Source organism: Hoeflea sp. 108 (assembly GCF_000372965.1).
In the GTDB taxonomy this organism is placed as follows: Bacteria; Pseudomonadota; Alphaproteobacteria; order Rhizobiales; family Rhizobiaceae; genus Aminobacter.
In genome coordinates this window covers 1,254,607-1,272,410 of the sequence record NZ_KB890024.1, presented here as the reverse complement: position 1 = coordinate 1,272,410, position 17,804 = coordinate 1,254,607, and the positions used below count along the sequence as shown (strand labels likewise).

Sequence of the window (17,804 nt, the reverse complement as noted above, 5' to 3'; positions counted from 1 at the left end):
CATTGCAGCCATGTTCTCGCTCTCGCTCTTTCGCCGCGAACCTCCGGCGCTGAAAGGCGAACGCGTCACACTCAGGCTGCCCAACTGGCGCGATTTCCACGAATGGTCGACCCTGCGGTCCGACAGCCGCTCGTTCCTCGAGCCGTGGGAGCCGCGTTGGGCGCCAGATGAGCTGGAACGCTCGGCGTGGCGGGTACGTCTCGCCCGCTACCAGGACGAATTCATCCAGGGCACGGCCGCCGCTTTCTTCATCTACGACAACGCAACCCGCAAGCTGGTGGGTGGAATCACACTCGGCAACATCCGCTACGGCGTCGCCCAGACAGGCCATATCGGCTACTGGATCGGCGAGCGTTACGCCGGCCAGGGCTTCATGGTCGATGCCGTCAGATTGGTGGCCCGCCACGCCTTCGATACGCTCCGGTTGCACCGGATCGAGGCTGCCTGTATCCCCAACAATACGCGTTCAGTGCGCGTGCTTGAAAAAGCCGGATTCCGGCGCGAAGGACTTTTGCGATCCTATCTCAGGATCAACGGCGAATGGCACGACCACTATCTCTACGCGTTGATTGCGGACGATCCGCACGCCGTCACCATGAAGGGCTGAACTTGTCGAAGCATTTCCTGCTGGCGCCCCTGTTTGCGCTCATCGTTTCGGTCATCGCCAGCATGTGCGCGGTGTCGCAGGCATTTGCCGTCGAGCCCATCAAGATTTCCCGAGACGACGTGGCGCTGAACCTCACGGGCGCGGTCGAGATCTACCGGAATCAGGGCGAGAATTTCCAGGTTTCCACCGCCCCCGGCGCCGACGGCATCGTTCGCCGCATCGAGGTGGAAGCCAACGACAAGCGCTCCAGCGGCGACTGGGCGGTGTTTGCGCTCGCCAACACCACCGACCAGCAGCTCGACCGCCTGATCGTTGCGCCGCATTTCCGCCTGGTCGGCTCCGGCCTGTTCTGGCCCGATCTCGGCTCGAGCCGCCTCGCCGCGATCACGCCGTCGGAAGGCTTCGCGCTCGACCGCCAGGCGAGCCCCGACGCCGACGTGTTCCTGGTCACGCTCAACCCCGGCACAGTCGTCACCTTCATTGCCGAGCTCGCCTCGCCAAAGCTGCCGCAAGTCTATCTGTGGGACCCTGAGTCCTACAAGGACACGGTCAATTCCTACACGCTGTTCCGCGGCATCGTCATCGGCATCGCCGGCCTGCTGGCGCTGTTCCTGACCATCCTGTTCGTGGTCAAGGGCACCTCGATGTTCCCCGCCACCGCAGCACTTGCCTGGGCCGTTCTTGCCTATATCTGCGTCGACTTCGGCTTCCTCAACAAGGTGATCGAGGTCTCACCCGGAAACGAGCAAATATGGCGAGCGGGAACGGAGGTGTCGCTTGCGGCAACATTCGTTGTCTTCCTGTTCGCCTATCTCAATCTCAACCGATGGCACGGCCATTTCAGCTACGGCGCCTTCGTCTGGATATTCGGCCTCGTGCTCATCGCCGGCGTCGCCATCATCGACCCGGCCGTTGCCGCAGGCATCGCCCGCATCTCGTTTGCCGCCACTGCCATCACCGGCCTCGGCCTGATCGTCTATCTCAGCATCCGCGGATACGACCGCGCCATCATGCTGGTGCCCAGTTGGGCGATGGTGCTGATCTGGCTCGCCGGCTCGTGGATGGCCATCACCGGCATTCTGGACAACGACATCGTCCAGCCCGCGCTTGGTGGCGGCCTGATCCTGATCATCCTGCTCATCGGCTTCACGGTCATGCAGCACGCCTTTGCCGGCGGTGCCCTGCACCAGGGCCTGTTCAGCGACATGGAGCGCCAGGCGCTGGCGATCTCCGGCTCGGGCGACATCGTCTGGGACTGGGACGTGCTGCGCGACCGCGTCGTCACCCGCCCCGATGTCAGCCTGCAGCTCGGCCTTGCGCCCAACAGCCTGGGGGGCGCTGCCCGTAACTGGCTGCCGGTGTTGCATACCGACGACCGCGACACCTTCCGCACGACGCTAGACGTGGTGCTGGAGCATCGCCGCGGCCGCGTGTCGCAAAGCTTCCGCCTGCGCGGCGCTGATGGTCATTACCACTGGTTCCAGCTCAAGGCGCGGCCGGTCATCGGCTCCGACGGTGAGGTCATTCGCTGCGTCGGCACCATGGTCGACGTGACGGAGCAGAAGAAGTCCGAAGAGCGCCTGCTGCACGATGCCGTGCATGACAACCTGACCGGGCTGCCCAACCGCGAACTGTTCATGAACCGGCTCGAGGCGATCATCTCCATCGCCCGCACCGAAGAGAAAGTGCGCCCATCGGTCTTCGTCATCGACATCGACCGCTTCAAGCAGGTCAATGACGGGCTCGGTATCTCGGCCGGCGACACCATCCTGTTGACCATCGCGCGCCGCCTGCACCGCCTGCTCAAGCCCAAGGACTCGCTGTCGCGTTTTGCCGGCGACCAGTTCGCGCTCCTGCTGCTGTCGGAACAGGATCCGTCGCGCATCGCAGCTGTTGCAGACGCCATCAAGCAGGCGATCAAGGCGCCGATCACCTTTGCCAAGCGCGAGATCGTTTTGACCGCGTCGGTCGGCCTTGTCACCTGGAACACCGCCCAGGGTTCGGCCGAGGACATGGTCAAGGACGCCGAGCTTGCCATGCACCAGGCCAAACGCTTCGGCGGCGACCGCATCGAGCCGTTCCGCCCGGCATTCCGCACCGTCGGCACCGACCGCCTGCAGCTCGAATCCGATCTGCGCCGCGCCATCGAGCGCAAGGAATTCACCCTCGCCTACCAGCCGATCGTGCGGCTGGAGGATGGCAGCGTCGCCGGCTTCGAAGCACTGCTGCGCTGGGATCACCCGCGCCGCGGCATGATCCCGCCAGGTGACTTCATCCCGGTCGCCGAAAGCTGCGGCCTGATCGTCCAGCTCGGCCTGTTCGCCATGCAGCGCGCAGCGGAAGACCTCGCCGACTGGCAGAAGCAGATCGGCGATGCGCCGCTGTCGGTGTCGGTCAACCTGTCGAGCCGCCAGCTCATCCGCCGCGACCTCGTCAGCGACGTGCGTTCGGTCATCGCGCGTGCCAACCTCAAGCCGCGCTGCTTCCGGCTGGAGCTGACGGAATCGCTGGTGATGGACAATCCCGAGCAGACCAACCACGTGCTGACCAAGCTCAAGCAGCTGGGCATCGGCTTGTCGCTCGACGATTTCGGCACAGGCTATTCGTCGCTGTCTTATCTGACGCGTTTCCCCTTCGACACGATCAAGATCGACAAGAGCTTTGTCGACGATACCTCGCCCAAGCGCGCGGTGCTGATCAAGTCGATGGTCAACATGGCGCACGAACTGGGCCTGTCGGTGGTGGCCGAAGGCATCTCCGACGAGAGCGATGCGCTCGAGTTGCGCCAGATGGGCTGCGAATATGTGCAGAGCTTCATGTTCGGCGCGCCGGTTCCCGGCGAGCAGGCGCTCAAGATGCTGAAGGAACAGTACCCGCTGGCTCAGGCGTGACCGGCGGCGCCGCTTAGCCTGACGAGATCGATGCCGAGAGTTGCCAGCACGCGGTCGTATTTGCGGTCGATGTCGGTATCAAACAGCAGCTCCGGCGTCGCCGGGCAGGTCAGCCAGCCATTCTCGGCGATTTCGCTTTCGAGCTGGCCCGCACCCCATCCCGAATAGCCCAGCGCCATCAGTGCATGGCGCGGCCCGCGCCCTGCCGAGATCGCGCGGAGGATATCGACGGTGGCAGTCAGGCAAATCTCTTCCGACACCGGCAGCGAGGACTCGACCTTGTAGTCGTCGGTGTGCAGCACAAAGCCGCGGCTGCGGTCCACCGGACCGCCATTGCGGACGATGAAGTCCTTGGCCTTTCCCGGCAGGCGGATCGCCTCCTGCTCGTCGAGAATGCCAAGCTGTACAAGAAGATCAGGGAACAACAACGGCTGCACCTGATTGATGATCAGCCCCATCGCGCCTTCGTCACTGTGGGCACAGATGTAGATGACCGCGCGCGAAAACCGGTCGTCCTTCATGCCGGGCATGGCGATGAGGAACTGGTCGTCGAGAAAGCCGCGCTGCGAGGCGCCTTTTTTCTGGCGGAGAAGGTCCATACCTCGATGCTACCGCGTTTTCCCTTGCCTTTAAAGAGCGACGCAATGGCCGGCGCGGTATCCGGGGCCTATGACGTCACGCAAAAATGATGCTGAAGTGACGCTTGGGCATGTTGCGATGACGACGGGAGACGATCAAATCAGCGCCATGACTTTTGCCGCATCTTCCATCGCTGCGCTTGGCATCGCCATCCTGGCAACAGGGCCTGCGCTTGCCTCGTCTTCGGCCTGGTACGAGACCGATGGCGGGCGTTTCCGGCTCGTGACAACTGGCAAGCCCGATGCCTCGGGCAAGCTCCAGGGCGTGCTCGACATCGAGCTGAAGCGTGGCTGGAAGACCTATTGGCGCGACCCCGGCAGTTCTGGCGTACCGCCGCAGATCGACATCTCGACAAGCACCAACGTGTCGGCGGCGGAGTTCGCCTTTCCCGCACCGCAGCGTCACGACGACGGCTATTCGAAATGGGCCGGCTACGACTACCCGGTGCGCCTGCCGGTGAGCTTCACCGTGGCCTCGCCCGATGCGCCGACCGCAATCACGGCCAACATATTCCTCGGCGTCTGCGAGACCATCTGCGTGCCGGTGCAGGCGAAGCTGGTGCTCGACCCGGCGTCCGACCCCGACAATGCCGAGAATGCCATGCTCGTTCGCGAGGCCCTTGCAGCGCTTCCCGCGCCCGCCAGCGCGGATTTCGGCGCGCAACTGGCAGTGGGCGAAGGCGAGAAGATTTCGATCGATGCGACCGCGCCGGGAGCGCAGGAAGCGGTCGACATCTTCATTGCAGGCACCGATGGCTACATGCTCGGCACGCCCGAGCGCCACGAACAGGACGGCAAGCTGTCCTTTTCGGTCAAGGTGCTGGACCGGCCGACGTCAAAACCCTCGGGCAAGGGCCTGCCCTACACGCTGACGTCGAACGGCAGCGCCGTCGAGGGTTTCCTGCCCTACCCCTGAGCGAAGAAACGCTGCACCAACATCAGCCCGTTGGACTGGCCAGCCATTTCGGCTAGGTGTCGCGGGACGATCTTTCGAACACCACATGCGAGGAACCTCATGACCATCTCGATCGGCGACAAGCTGCCCCAGGCCACCTTCAAGACCATGACCGCCGATGGCGCCAAGAACATCACCTCCGACGAGCTCTTCGCCGGCAAGAAGGTCGTGCTGTTTGCAGTTCCAGGCGCTTTCACACCCACCTGCAGCAACAACCACCTGCCCGGCTATGTCGAGAACTTCGATGCCATCGTCGCCCGCGGCGTCGACACCATCGCGGTCGTCTCGGTCAATGACGTGCATGTCATGGGCGCCTGGGCCCGCTTCAGCGGCGGCGAAGGCAAGGTGCTGTTCCTCGCCGACGGCAGCGGCGACTTCGCCCGCGCCACCGGCCTCGACCTCGATCTGTCGGCCAACGGCATGGGCCTGCGCTCGAAGCGCTATTCGATGATCGTCGAGGACGGCAAGGTCACGCACCTCAACCTCGAAGGCACCCCGGGCCAGGCGATCGACTCGGGCGCTGCCCGCATCCTCGAACAGCTCTGAAATTAAGAAGAGGCGCGCAGCCTTCTGGCTGTGCGCCCCGCTCGGCCTCTACAGCAGCTCAGGCCTATGCCTTGCGTCCGTTCTTGAAGGGCGCCATACCCTCGCGTGCCAGCTCGTCGGCCCGCTCATTCTCGGTGTGGCCGGCATGGCCCTTGACCCAGTGCCACGTCACCTTGTGACGCCTGTTGGCCTCGTCCAGGGCCTGCCACAGCTCGCCGTTCTTCACCGGCTTCTTGTCGGCCGTCTTCCAGCCGTTCTTCTTCCAGCCGTGGATCCACTTGGAGATCCCGTCCATCACGTATTTGCTGTCGGTGTGGAGGTCGACCTCACAGGCCTCCTTCAGCGCGTTCAGCGCCGAGATGGCCGCCAGCAGTTCCATGCGGTTGTTGGTCGTCTCGGCTTCGCCGCCCGACAATTCCTTGGTCTTGCCGTTGTAGCGCAGCATCGCGCCCCAGCCGCCCGGCCCTGGATTTCCCGAGCAGGCACCGTCGGTATAGATTTCTATATGCTTCATTTCAGTCCGTATTCCTGCGGCGACCTGATCGCCCTGTGGAAGCGCAGCCGGCGGATGTATTCCATCGGGTCGCGTTTCATCACCAGACCGCCGTCGGGGATGGTCAGCCAGTCGTAGAGCCTCGTCAGCATGAAGCGCAGGGCCGAGCCCCGCGCCAGCATCGGCAGCGCTGCCTTCTCCGCCTCACTCAGCGGCCTGACACTCTGATAGCCTTCGAGCAGGGCCGTGCCCTTGGTCAGGTTGAAGGAAAAGTCCTTCTCGAAACACCAGGCGTTGAGGCAGGTGGCAAGGTCGTAGGCGTAGAGATCGTTGCAGGCGAAATAGAAGTCGATCAGGCCCGACAGCTCGTCGCCGAGGAAAAAGACATTGTCGGGAAACATGTCGGCGTGGATCACACCTGCCGGCAGATCGGCCGGCCAGCTCTCCTCGAACTCGGCGAAATCGGCATCGACTTCCCTGGCGAGACCGGGTTCGACCTCGTCGGCACGGCCGCGGGCCGCATCCCAAAGCTTGCGCCAGCCGTCGATGGCGAGCGCATTGGGCCGCGTCATGGTGAAGTCCTGGCCGGCGATGTGCAGCTCGGCCAATGCCTTGCCGACTTCACGGCAGTGCACGACCTGCGGCTTGCGCAGCCACATGCCCTCAAGGAAGGTGATGATGACGGCGGGGCGTCCGGCCAGCGTGCCAATGACGTTGCCGTCCTTGCCGTCGACCGGCAGCGGGCATGAAATGCCCTTGTGGGCGAGATGCTGCATCAGTCCGAGAAAGAACGGCAGGTCCGCCTTCTCGACCCGCTTCTCATACAGCGTCAGGATGTACGATCCCGACGTTGTATGCAGCAGAAAGTTGGAATTCTCGGTGCCCTCGGCAATGCCCTTGTAGGAAAGCAATTCGCCGACAGGATAGTTGCGCAGGAAGGCCTGGAGTTCGCCTTCGGTGACGTCGGTATAGACCGCCATCAGCGCGTACCGTTGACGAAGGCCATGTCGGCTGGCGTCAGCTCGACGTCGCGCAATACCCGCATGACCGGAAAGTCCTCCGTCTCGGTCGCCGTCACGGCGAGTTCCACGGTCACTTCAAAGCGCTCGCGGAAGGCGTTGATGATCTCGTCGACGATGATCTCGGGTGCCGAAGCACCTGCCGACAGACCAAGCGTAGTGATGCCGCCGATATCGTTCCACGGTATCTCCGACGCGCGCTGAACAAGGAGCGACATCTTCGCCCCGAAACGCTCGGCGACCTCGACGAGGCGGCGCGAATTGGACGAGTTCGGCGCACCGACGACCAGATAGAGGTCGGCGCCCGGCGCCGTTTCCTTCACCGCATCCTGGCGGTTGGTGGTGGCGTAGCAGATGGACTCCGCCGCCGGCGCCTGCATCGCCGGGAAGCGCTCCTGGAGCGCCCTGAGGATGCCGGCCGTGTCTTCCACCGACAACGTGGTCTGGGTGACGAAGCCGAGCGCTTCGGGATTGGCGGGCGCAAGCTTGGCAGCGTCCGCCTCGGTCTCGACCAGCGTCACCGCGCCATCTGGCAATTGCCCCATCGTCCCGATCACCTCGGGGTGGCCGGCGTGGCCGATCAGGAGCACGTGGCGCCCCTGGCGCTGGTGGCGCATCGCCTGCTTGTGCACCTTGGAGACCAGCGGACAGGTGGCATCGAGATAGAACAGATTGCGCGCCTGGGCGTCGGCCGGAACCGATTTCGGCACGCCATGGGCGGAGAAGACGACAGGCGAATCGTGATGCTCGTCGGGGATCTCGCTGAGTTCCTCGATGAAGACGGCACCGAGATTCTGCAGCCCTTCGACCACGTAGCGGTTGTGCACGATTTCGTGGCGGACATAGACCGGCGCGCCATATTTCTTCAGCGCCAGGACGACGATCTGGATGGCGCGGTCGACGCCGGCGCAGAAACCACGCGGCTGGCAGAGCCTGATGGTCAGGGGCGGTTTCGTCACGGTCTGAAGCATGGCATCCGTTCTTGGTTCTGTGCCGAAATGATGTCTGCGCCCCCTACCTGTCAAGGGCGGCCGACGCATCGGACCGAAATCTGGAACCGGATTTCGGAAAGCACGACGCGAAAACTGAAAACGGTTGGAACGTCGTGCGTCTGCCGAGACTCACGTCTTTCCAACAGTCATTTCGGCTCGGGCCTGCGCAGCAGCCAGAAGCCCATGACGCCCAGCAGCGCTGCGGCCAACCCATACCAGGTCGCCGCGTATTGCAGGTGGTTGTTGGGCATCTCGACCATGGTTACGCCACCGACAGGCAGGCCACCGGGATTGGGCGTCTTGTCGGCATCGACGAAGAACGGCAGCACGACAGCATCCGCTGGCAGGCCGGCGGTCTTGGCCATCGCATCGCGGTCCTTCCAGTAGAAGATGTTCTTCGCCGTGTCGTTGTCAGGCAGCAGCGAGCCCGGCTTGGCGTCGAGCGGATTGCGGGCAAGACCGGTCACCGTGACGTTGCCCTCGATCTGTCCGGTCGGACGCTTGGCTGCGTCCTTCAGCTCATAAGGCACGAAGCCCCTGTTGACGAGAACATAGCGCCCGTCGTCCAGCTTCAATGGCGTATAGATGTAGAAGCCGGACTGCCCTTCCCAGGTGGCGAAGAAGTGTCGTTCACCGGCGTGGTCGAAAGTGCCGGTCAGCCGCACCGGCCAATAGTCGACGTCACCTGTCGCGCGATACTTCACTTCCATCTCGGCCAGCGGCAGCGGCTCAGCCTGCGTGCGTTCCGCGATCTGGGCGACGAGCGCATCCTTCCAGTGCAGGCGCTGCACCTGCCAGGTGCCGAGCGCGATCAGGATGGCGAAAGCGATGGTGCCGAGCACCAGCATGAGCAGGACGCCGCGGCGCCGCGGCGCCGCCGGCATGGCGTTGTCTTCGGTCATTGGCCCTGGTCCAGGCGCCCTTCGGCTGCCTTGTTGCGGTATTGCAGCGTGATGAGCACGCCCTTGATCAGCCGGAGCGCACCAAGGCTCAGGACCACCGTCAGCGGGATCCACAGCACCAGATGCAGCCACAGCGGCGGCGACAGCGTCACCTCCATCCACAGCGCCAGCCCGACGACGATGAAGCCGATGATAAGGATGACAAAGACGGCTGGCCCGTCGCCGGCATCGGCGAAAGAGTAGTCGAGGCGACAGACGCCGCATTGCTTGCCGACCGTCAGGAAGCCCGAGAACAGCTTGCCCTCGCCGCAACGGGGGCAACGTCCCTTCAAGCCGGCCGCAACAGGCTCGACGGGCGGCCAGATCGCCTTGTCGCCGCTCATGGATTTATCTCGATAGGAGTGCCGTTTTCGACCATCTGCCAGATCTCCGCCATGTCCTCGTCGCTAACGGCGATGCAGCCGTTCGTCCAGTCGAACATCTGCAGCAGCCACGACCACCAGCCATATCCGTTCGGTTGGCCGTGGATCATAATCATTCCGCCGGGATCGACACCTGCCCTCTTTGCCGCAGCCTCGTCGTTGGCGTCGGGATAGGAGACGTGGATCGACCGATAGTAGCCGCTGCCCGCATTGCGCCAGTCGAGCACATAACGGCCTTCGGGCGTGCGCTCGTCGCCCTCCTGGAGCTTATGGCCTTCCGGGTTGGCGCCGAGGGCCATTGCGTAGCTTCGCACGACCTTGCCGCCCGCCATCAGTTCAAGCCTGCGCTCCGATTTGTCGACCTTCACCAGGTCGACAGGCTCGGCGCGGACACCGCCGACGGAACAGAAGATGGCGATGGCGGGAAGAACGAAGCGTCTGGTCAGCATGGCGGAGGCTTGCCGCAAGAAAGTGCCAAAAAAGAGAAGGCGGCCGCGTTGCCGCGACCGCCTTGCTCGAAAAAGTGCCGGTGTCAGTGGCCGGCTGCGATGGTGCCGCCGGACGAACCCCAGATGTAGATCGCCGCAAACAGGAACAGCCAGACCACGTCGACGAAATGCCAGTACCAAGCGGCCGCCTCGAAGCCGAAATGCTGCTTCGGGGTGAAGCCGCCGGCCATGGCGCGGAACAGGCAGACCAGCAGGAAGATGGTGCCGACGATGACGTGGAAGCCGTGGAACCCGGTCGCCATGAAGAACGTCGCACCGTAGATCGAGTCCTTGAACGCGAACGGAGCGTGGATGTACTCGTAGGCCTGCACGAACGAGAACAGGATACCGAGGCCAACGGTCAGCGCGAGGCCGTTGATCAGGCCCTTGCGGTCGTTGTGCAGGAGGGCGTGGTGCGCCCAGGTCACGGCCGTGCCCGACAACAGCAGGATGATGGTGTTGTAGAGCGGCAGGTGGAAGGGATCGAGAACCTCGATGCTCTTCGGAGGCCACACACCACCGGTAAACTCGCTACGCAGCACCTGGTGCGGCTCGGCCGGGAACAGGGCGACATCGAAGAAGGCCCAGAACCAGGCAACGAAGAACATCACCTCGGAGGCGATGAACATGATCATGCCGTAGCGCAGGTGCAGCGAGACGACGCGGGTGTGATGGCCCTCGTTGCCTTCCTTGATCGTGTCGTGCCACCAGCCAAACATCGTGTAGAGCACGATTGCGGTGCCGATCGCGAAGATCCAGTAGTTGGCGTTGGCGATGTTGTAGCCGAACACCGGGAAGACCGAACCCTTCATGTGCTGCATCCAGGCGACGCCGCCGAATGCCATGAGGAGCGCGCCCACCGAGGCAAGGAACGGCCACGGGCTGGGATCGATGATGTGATAGTCGTGTTGTGGTTTGGCGTGCGCGTCTGCCATATCAGCCCCCGGCTTTTCCGTCGGAATTAACGATTGTCGCATCGGCGCCGAACTTGGGCGCGGCTGCTACAGGCTTTGCCCCATCAATGGGGAAAAAGGTATAGGACAAGGTGATCGTCTTGATGTCCTTGAGTTCGGGCACGTTGATGATCTCCGGGTCGACAAAGAAGACCACCGGCATGTCGATCGAGGCGCCCGCCTCGAGGGTATTGTCGGTAAAGCAGAAGCACTCGACCTTGTTGAAATAGGCGCCGGCCAGATCGGGGGTGACGTTGAACGTCGCCCGGCCCGAAGTCGGCTTGTCGAACACATTCTTCGCAGTGTAGTGCGCCTGCGTGGTTTCGCCGATCTTGATCTTGACCTCGCGCGCCACCGGCTTGAAATCCCACGGCAGCCCGCCCGAGGTGTTGGCGTCGAAGCGGATGGTGATCTCGCGGTCGAGAATCTTGTCGGAATACTGCTCGACGCGCTGCGTCGTGCCACCGTATCCGGTGATCTTGCAGAACATGGCATAGAGCGGCACCGCCGCATAAGCCATGCCGACCATGCCGCCGACAAAAGCAACGCACATGCCCGCAACCATCCGGTTGGAGCGCTGCTTCTGCTTGTCCTGCTGTTCCTGGGTCATGCCTTCGCTCATAGTGGACGGTCCAGGATGGATGGGCCGAACTTGGCGATGGTGGCGATGTAGAAGATGATCACGAGCGCGCCCAGCGCCAGGCCAATGGCGATGTTACGGCTGCGACGCGCCTTCTTCTGCTTGTCGGTCATGGTGACCAGGTCGTTGTTTGTCATGTTCATGCACCTCCAAGCGCAAAGACGCGCTCGATGACACTGTCGGCCAGGTAGGCTGCAAAGATCACGAACAGATAAAGCAGCGAATAGGCGAACAGGGCCTTGGCCGGCTTCATCACGCGATCACTGTCGGGCATGCGCAGCACCTTCCAGGCATACCAGACGAAGCCGATGCCGAGGGTGAGCGAAACGATACCGTAGCCGATGGTGGTGTAGCCGAGCATCCAGGGCAGCACGCCAACAGGGGCGAGCAGCAGCGAATAGGCGAAGATCTGACGACGCGTCGAGGCCTCGCCCGCGACGTTCGGCATCATCGGGATGCCGGCGCGTTCATAATCCTGCGACTTGAACAAAGCGAGCGCCCAGAAATGCGGCGGCGTCCAGAGGAAAGTGATGAGGAAGAGCACGAAGCTCTCCAGGCTGACCGAACCGGTGACGGCAGCCCAGCCGATCATCGGCGGCAGCGCGCCCGCCGCGCCGCCGATGACGATGTTCTGCGGGGTCCAGCGCTTCAGCCACATCGTGTAGATGACGGCGTAGAAGAAGATGGTGAAGGCAAGCAGTGCGGCCGACAGCCAGTTGATGAGGACGCCAAGCGTCATCACCGAAAGCACCGACAGGACCAGACCGAAGGTCAGCGCTTCGCCCGGCTTGACCCTGCCCGCCGGCACCGGACGGGTGGCCGTGCGGGTCATGATCTTGTCGATGTCGGCGTCATACCACATGTTGAGCGCGCCCGAGGCGCCGGCGCCGATGGCGATCGCCAGGATCGCCACCACCGCGAGGAACGGGTTGATCGTGTTGGGCGCCGCCACCATGCCGACGAACGCGGTGAAGACGACCAGCGACATGACTCGCGGCTTCAGCAGGGCGAAGAAATCGCCTGCCGTCGCTTCCGACATGCGGAAGGTCTGGTCTTCAAAGCTGTTTCGGACAAGGGCCATGCGTACTTACGTCCAGTCGTTCCGTTTGGCAGAAACCGCCGGATTGACCGGCGGCTTCGTTTTTCAGTCAGTGCCTTACTTGATCTTCGGCAGCTGTTCCCACTGGTGGAAAGGCGGCGGCGAAGGCAGCTGCCATTCGAGAGTGGTCGCACCCTCGCCCCAGGGGTTGGCACCAGCGACGCGCTTCTTGGAGAAGGCTTCGAAGACGCCGAACAGGAAGATCAGCACGCCGACGGCCGAGATGTAGGAGCCGTAGGACGACACCATGTTCCAGCCTGCATACGCATCCGGATAGTCGATGTAGCGGCGCGGCATGCCGGCGAGGCCAAGGAAGTGCTGCGGGAAGAAAATCAGGTTCACGCCGACGAACGTCACCCAGAAGTGCGTGTTGGCGATAACCGACGAGTACATATAGCCGGTCATCTTCGGAAACCAGTAGTACCAGGCCGCGAAGATCGCGAACACGGCACCCAGCGACAGCACGTAGTGGAAGTGCGCAACCACGTAGTAGGTGTCATGCAGCGAGCGGTCGAGGCCGGCATTGGCCAGCTGCACGCCGGTGACGCCACCAACCGTGAACAGGAAGATGAAGCCGATCGCCCACAGCATCGGCGTCTTCATCGAGATGGAGCCGCCCCACATGGTGGCGATCCACGAGAAGATCTTCACGCCCGTCGGCACCGCGATGACCATCGTGGCGAAGACGAAGTAGCGCTGCGTGTCGAGCGAAATGCCGGTGGTGTACATGTGGTGGGCCCACACGACGAAGCCGACTGCACCGATGGCGACCATGGCGTAGGCCATGCCGAGATAACCGAAGATCGGCTTGCGCGAGAAGGTCGACACGATGTGGCTGACGATGCCGAAGCCCGGCAGGATCAGGATGTACACTTCAGGGTGACCGAAGAACCAGAACAGGTGCTGGAACAGGATCGGATCACCGCCGCCTTCCGGTGCGAAGAACGCCGTGCCGAAGTTACGGTCGGTGAGCAGCATCGTGATGCCGCCGGCCAGAACCGGCAGCGACAGCAGCAGCAGGAAGGCGGTGATCAGCACCGACCAGGCAAACAGCGGCATCTTGTGCAGCGTCATGCCCGGAGCGCGCATGTTGAAGATCGTGGTGATGAAGTTGATCGCACCGAGGATCGACGACGCGCCGGCGATGTGCAGCGACAGGATCGCCAGATCCATGGCCGGACCAGGCTGCCCCGAGGTCGAGAGCGGCGGATAGATCGTCCAGCCACCGCCGACGCCGTGGGCGCCCGGAGCGCTCGGCATGAACGCCGAGAGGATCAGCAGGATGAAAGCCGGCGGAAGCAGCCAGAAGGAGATGTTGTTCATGCGCGGGAACGCCATGTCAGGCGCGCCGATCATGATCGGAACCATCCAGTTGGCGAAACCACCGATCAGCGCAGGCATGACCATGAAGAAGATCATGACCAGGCCGTGGGCCGTGGTGAAGGCATTGAACATGCTCTTGCCGGCGTCGATGGCCGCATCGCCTTCTACGCCGTAGACCATCGAGGCCAGCCCGTGGAAAATCTGGATGCCCGGCTCAGCGAGCTCCCAGCGCATCATGACGGACAGGAATCCGCCGACGCAGCCCGCCATGATCGCGAAGATCAGATAGAGCGTTCCGATATCTTTGTGGTTGGTGGAGTACACCCACCGGACCCAGCCAGTCGGCCTGTGGTCGTGGTGGTCGTGAGCTGCAGCGCCTGCCATATTCCGCTCCGTTCCCTGATCTTATTCCGCCGCGGCTTAGTTGCCGGCGGCCGCGACCTTGGCCACGCCGTCCGTCTCGGCCATCAGCGCCTTGTTGGCGCCCGGCAGGTCGGACTTCGCGGCGGCCAGCCACGTATTGTACTGAGCGTCGCTGACGACGCGGATTGCGATCGGCATGTAGGCGTGATCCTTGCCGCAAAGCTCGGAGCACTGGCCGTAATAGAGGCCTTCCTTGTCAGCCTTGAACCAGGTCTCGTTGATGCGACCCGGAACAGCGTCGACCTTGATGCCGAAGGCCGGCATGGCGAAAGCGTGGATCACGTCCGAAGCTGTGACCAGAACGCGAACGACCTGACCAATCGGAACGACCACTTCGTTGTCGACGGCGAGAAGACGCGGATAGACAGCCTTGTCTTCCTTGCCGGCAGCGGCGCGATCGGCGTCGGTCAGCATGGCCGCGTTGAACGAAAGCGGCTGCTCGACCTGGTATTCGTAGTCCCAGTTCCACTGGTTGGCCGTAGCCTTGATCGTCAGCTTCGGCTCCTCGACGGGCGAATACTGCGCCGTCAGAAGCTGGAAGGACGGAATGGCCAGGAACAGCAGAATCACAACCGGACCGACGGTCCAGACGACCTCGATCAGCGTGTTGTGGCTGGTGCGCGACGGCGTCGGATTGGCGCTCGCCCGGAACCTGAAGATGCAATAGGCCAGCAGGAACAGAACGAACAGCGTGATCGGAACGATGAACCACAAAGTGTAGTGCTCGAACCAGGTGATCTGTTCCATGATGCCGGTCGCGGCCGGCTGGAAAGTGGTTTGCCAAGGCGTCGGCTGAGCCGCATAGGCCGCGACGCTGGCAAGGGAAGCAGTCGCCGCGACGGCGCTAGCAAAGATCTTTCTCATCGCCCTCAGTATCTCCCATTTCCGTGCGGGCGTAGCCGCAAGGACATCGTGCCGCTCCGGAATGGGAATCCCGGAGACGTTCGGTGGTTCAAACCATACTCTCTTTATAACCGCAAGGAAGCAGAGGCGTAACTCATGCGGCATTTTTGCGCGCAAGCTCGCGGGCTGGCGCCGCGACCCGTTTGGCGCTAGTTGGTTGTCACGCGCGTGCGGACGAGGCAATTTGCCCGCATGTTTTAAGCTATGCCCAAAAAAGGCGTCGCAATTCGGGCCAAATTGACCCCGAATGAATGGAAAAACCGAGTTAGCAGGATGGCGAAGCGGCCGTCTTGTTATTTACTTGCAGACCGCACGACCTGAATTGTCGTGATTCGCAATGGAGCCGTCATGAAGTCTGGGCTGTTTGGAACCTTGGCGAAGGTGTTGGTCGCTGTCGCCTTCCTGGCACCTGTCAGCGCCGGCGCCCAGCAGCAGCAGAGCGGCACGGTCAAGTCCACCCATGGCGCATGGTCGATCATCTGCGACAGGCCGGCGGGCGCCACCAACGAACAATGCGTGATGATGCAGAACGTCATCGCCGAAGACCGCCCGGAAATGGGCCTTTCGGTGGTCGTGCTGCGCACCGCCGACAACAAGGCCGAAATCCTGCGCGTGCTCGCGCCGCTCGGCGTGCTGCTTCCCAACGGCCTGGGCCTCAATGTCGACCAGAAAGATATCGGCCGCGCCTATTTCGTCCGCTGCTTCCAGGACGGCTGCTATGCCGAGGTGATCCTCGAAAAGCAGCTGCTCGACACGCTGAAGACCGGCAAGTCCGCCACCTTCATCGTCTTCCAGACCCCCGAGGAAGGCATCGGCATCCCCGTCGACCTGACCGGCTTCGCCGAAGGTTTCGCGGCACTGCCGTAAACACCTGGCGCCGGAGACATTGTCCGGAGCCTCCGCGTCGCCTACATCGGGACTAATCAGTTCCCCGTTTCGGAGGCGACGCGCCATGACCACCCTGCTCAGCCAGTTCGACATTTCAGAAGACCGCGTGCGCAAGATCGTCGCCGAGACGATCGAGGGCGCCGATGACGGCGAACTCTTCGTCGAATATCGCGAGGGCGAGGCGCTGATGTTCGACAACGGACGTCTGAAGACCGCCAACTTCAACACCGACCAGGGTTTTGGTTTGCGCGCGGTTGCCGGCGAGGCCACCGGCTACGCCCATTCGAGCGACCTGTCGGAAGCGGCACTGCTGCGCGCTTCGGATGCGGTCTCGGCCGTCAAGGGCGGCTATAGCGGCACGCTCGCCGCTGCTCCGGCCCGCACCAACCGTCATCTCTACGGCGAAGAGAACCCCATCAACTCGCCCGGCTTCGAGGCCAAGGCCAAGCTGTTGCAGGAGATCGACGCCTGGCTGCGCGAAAAGGATCCACGCGTCCGGCAGGTCACCGCCTCGCTCGCCTCGTCCTGGCAGCATGTCGAGATCCTGCGGGGCGACGGCCAGGTGGTGCGCGACATTCGCCCGCTGGTTCGCATGAACGTGTCGGTGATCGTCGGCGACGGCGACCGCCAGGAGAGCGGCTCCTATGGTGCGGGCGGACGCAAGAATTTCGACGAGTTCCTGACCGAAGACAGCTGGCAGACGGCCGCCAGCGAAGCGCTGCGCCAAGCACTGGTCAATCTCGAAGCCATCCCTGCGCCGGCCGGTACCTTCGATATCGTTCTGTCCTCCGGCTGGCCGGGCGTCATGCTGCATGAGGCCGTCGGTCACGGCCTCGAAGGCGACTTCAACCGCAAGAAGACCTCCGCCTTCGCCGGACTTCTGGGCCAGCAGGTCGCAGCCAAGGGCGTCACCGTCGTTGATGACGGCACGATCGCCGAGCGCCGCGGCTCGTTGACGGTCGACGACGAGGGCACGCCCAGCGCCCGCAACGTGCTGATCGAGGACGGCAAGCTGGTCGGCTACATGCAGGACCGGCAGAATGCCCGCCTGATGGGCATGAACGCCACCGGCAACGGCCGCCGCGAATCCTACGCGCACCAGCCGATGCCGCGCATGACCAACACCTACATGACCTCGGGCGACATGACGCCGGAAGAGATCATCGCTTCGGTCAAGAACGGCATCTATGCCGTGTCCTTCGGCGGCGGCCAGGTCGACATCACCTCGGGCAAGTTCGTGTTCGGTTGCACCGAGGCCTACATGATCGAGGACGGCAAGGTGACCCAGCCGATCAAGGGCGCGATGCTGATTGGCAACGGTCCCGACGCCATGCATCGGGTCACCATGGTCGGTAACGACATGAAGCTCGATACCGGCATCGGCATGTGCGGCAAGGCCGGACAGGGCGTGCCGGTCGGCGTCGGCCAGCCACACCTGCGGATGAACCAGATGACCGTCGGCGGCACGCGGGTCTGATCGTTTCGGCGGCGGATCGTCCGCCACGGCGCAGATTCAAGCACTTGGAGCGTCGGTTCGCACGCGCGGCGCCCCAAGCCCTCTGGACCGAATCTCTAAACCAGTATTCAAGAATATCCTGATACATCTGGGGCCGCAGCCGCCG

At 63.1% G+C, this 17,804-nt stretch carries 19 protein-coding genes; 6 read left to right on the top strand and 13 right to left on the bottom strand.

The window, feature by feature from the left end:
* Positions 1–10 precede the first annotated feature (10 nt).
* A complete protein-coding gene (locus B015_RS0106290; RefSeq protein ID WP_018426822.1) occupies positions 11–607 on the top strand; it encodes a GNAT family protein in 597 nt (198 codons plus the stop codon).
* A gap of 62 nt (positions 608–669) precedes the next feature.
* The gene (locus B015_RS0106285; protein ID WP_051091945.1) at positions 670–3,498 is read left to right on the top strand and encodes an EAL domain-containing protein; all 2,829 of its coding nucleotides are present in this window, start codon (positions 670–672) and stop codon (positions 3,496–3,498) included.
* Here B015_RS0106285 and B015_RS0106280 read toward each other — a convergent pair.
* Entirely contained in the window at positions 3,489–4,097 is a 609-nt protein-coding gene (locus B015_RS0106280) for a YqgE/AlgH family protein (protein ID WP_018426820.1), read from the bottom strand. The genes B015_RS0106285 and B015_RS0106280 overlap by 10 nt on opposite strands.
* Positions 4,098–4,215: 118 nt before the next feature.
* On the opposite strand from B015_RS0106280, the gene B015_RS0106275 reads away from it, so the two are divergent.
* Both B015_RS0106275 and B015_RS0106265 read left to right on the top strand, forming a co-directional pair.
* Positions 4,216–5,052: a protein-disulfide reductase DsbD domain-containing protein gene (locus B015_RS0106275; RefSeq protein ID WP_245262133.1), complete on the top strand. Its 837-nt coding sequence runs from the start codon at positions 4,216–4,218 to the stop codon at positions 5,050–5,052.
* A 99-nt stretch (positions 5,053–5,151) separates the two neighbouring features.
* A complete protein-coding gene (locus B015_RS0106265; protein ID WP_018426818.1) occupies positions 5,152–5,637 on the top strand; it encodes a peroxiredoxin in 486 nt (161 codons plus the stop codon).
* A 64-nt stretch (positions 5,638–5,701) separates the two neighbouring features.
* Here B015_RS0106265 and rnhA read toward each other — a convergent pair whose 3' ends face one another.
* From rnhA to coxB, 12 genes are all read right to left on the bottom strand, one after another.
* Positions 5,702–6,151, bottom strand: a complete 450-nt coding sequence (rnhA, locus tag B015_RS0106260; RefSeq protein ID WP_018426817.1) for a ribonuclease HI — start codon at positions 6,149–6,151, stop codon at positions 5,702–5,704.
* Positions 6,148–7,110, bottom strand: a complete 963-nt coding sequence (locus tag B015_RS0106255; protein WP_018426816.1) for a homoserine kinase — start codon at positions 7,108–7,110, stop codon at positions 6,148–6,150. Before B015_RS0106255 ends, rnhA begins: the two co-directional genes overlap by 4 nt.
* Complete coding sequence (gene ispH, locus B015_RS0106250) at positions 7,110–8,120, bottom strand: 4-hydroxy-3-methylbut-2-enyl diphosphate reductase (protein WP_018426815.1); 1,011 nt, start codon at positions 8,118–8,120, stop codon at positions 7,110–7,112. Before ispH ends, B015_RS0106255 begins: the two co-directional genes overlap by 1 nt.
* 167 nt (positions 8,121–8,287) lie before the next feature.
* Entirely contained in the window at positions 8,288–9,043 is a 756-nt protein-coding gene (locus B015_RS0106245; RefSeq protein WP_018426814.1) for an SURF1 family protein, read from the bottom strand.
* Positions 9,040–9,426, bottom strand: coding sequence for a DUF983 domain-containing protein (locus B015_RS0106240; protein ID WP_018426813.1), 387 nt, complete (start codon positions 9,424–9,426; stop codon positions 9,040–9,042). Before B015_RS0106240 ends, B015_RS0106245 begins: the two co-directional genes overlap by 4 nt.
* Entirely contained in the window at positions 9,423–9,914 is a 492-nt protein-coding gene (locus tag B015_RS0106235) for a L,D-transpeptidase family protein (protein ID WP_018426812.1), read from the bottom strand. Before B015_RS0106235 ends, B015_RS0106240 begins: the two co-directional genes overlap by 4 nt.
* 83 nt (positions 9,915–9,997) lie before the next feature.
* On the bottom strand, positions 9,998–10,888 hold the full coding sequence (locus B015_RS0106230; RefSeq protein WP_018426811.1) for a cytochrome c oxidase subunit 3: 891 nt from the start codon (positions 10,886–10,888) through the stop codon (positions 9,998–10,000).
* Position 10,889: 1 nt separating this feature from the next.
* Positions 10,890–11,528 carry a cytochrome c oxidase assembly protein gene (locus tag B015_RS0106225; RefSeq protein WP_018426810.1) on the bottom strand — a complete coding sequence of 213 codons (639 nt, stop codon included), beginning with the start codon at positions 11,526–11,528 and terminating at the stop codon, positions 10,890–10,892.
* The gene (locus tag B015_RS33520; RefSeq protein ID WP_040456565.1) at positions 11,525–11,683 is read right to left on the bottom strand and encodes a hypothetical protein; all 159 of its coding nucleotides are present in this window, start codon (positions 11,681–11,683) and stop codon (positions 11,525–11,527) included. Before B015_RS33520 ends, B015_RS0106225 begins: the two co-directional genes overlap by 4 nt.
* A gap of 2 nt (positions 11,684–11,685) precedes the next feature.
* A complete protein-coding gene (locus tag B015_RS0106215) occupies positions 11,686–12,627 on the bottom strand; it encodes a heme o synthase (RefSeq protein WP_018426808.1) in 942 nt (313 codons plus the stop codon).
* 75 nt (positions 12,628–12,702) lie between these two features.
* On the bottom strand, positions 12,703–14,352 hold the full coding sequence (gene ctaD, locus B015_RS0106210) for a cytochrome c oxidase subunit I (RefSeq protein ID WP_018426807.1): 1,650 nt from the start codon (positions 14,350–14,352) through the stop codon (positions 12,703–12,705).
* Positions 14,353–14,388: 36 nt separating this feature from the next.
* Positions 14,389–15,255 (bottom strand): cytochrome c oxidase subunit II, encoded by an 867-nt coding sequence (coxB, locus tag B015_RS0106205; RefSeq protein WP_018426806.1) that lies wholly within the window; start codon positions 15,253–15,255, stop codon positions 14,389–14,391.
* Between the two features lie 387 nt (positions 15,256–15,642).
* Here coxB and B015_RS0106200 point away from each other — a divergent pair, with 387 nt between their 5' ends.
* Together B015_RS0106200 and tldD are read left to right on the top strand one after the other, a co-directional pair.
* On the top strand, positions 15,643–16,161 hold the full coding sequence (locus B015_RS0106200; RefSeq protein WP_018426805.1) for an invasion associated locus B family protein: 519 nt from the start codon (positions 15,643–15,645) through the stop codon (positions 16,159–16,161).
* 85 nt (positions 16,162–16,246) lie between these two features.
* Positions 16,247–17,659, top strand: a complete 1,413-nt coding sequence (tldD, locus tag B015_RS0106195; RefSeq protein WP_018426804.1) for a metalloprotease TldD — start codon at positions 16,247–16,249, stop codon at positions 17,657–17,659.
* The last annotated feature ends 145 nt before the right edge of the window (positions 17,660–17,804 follow it).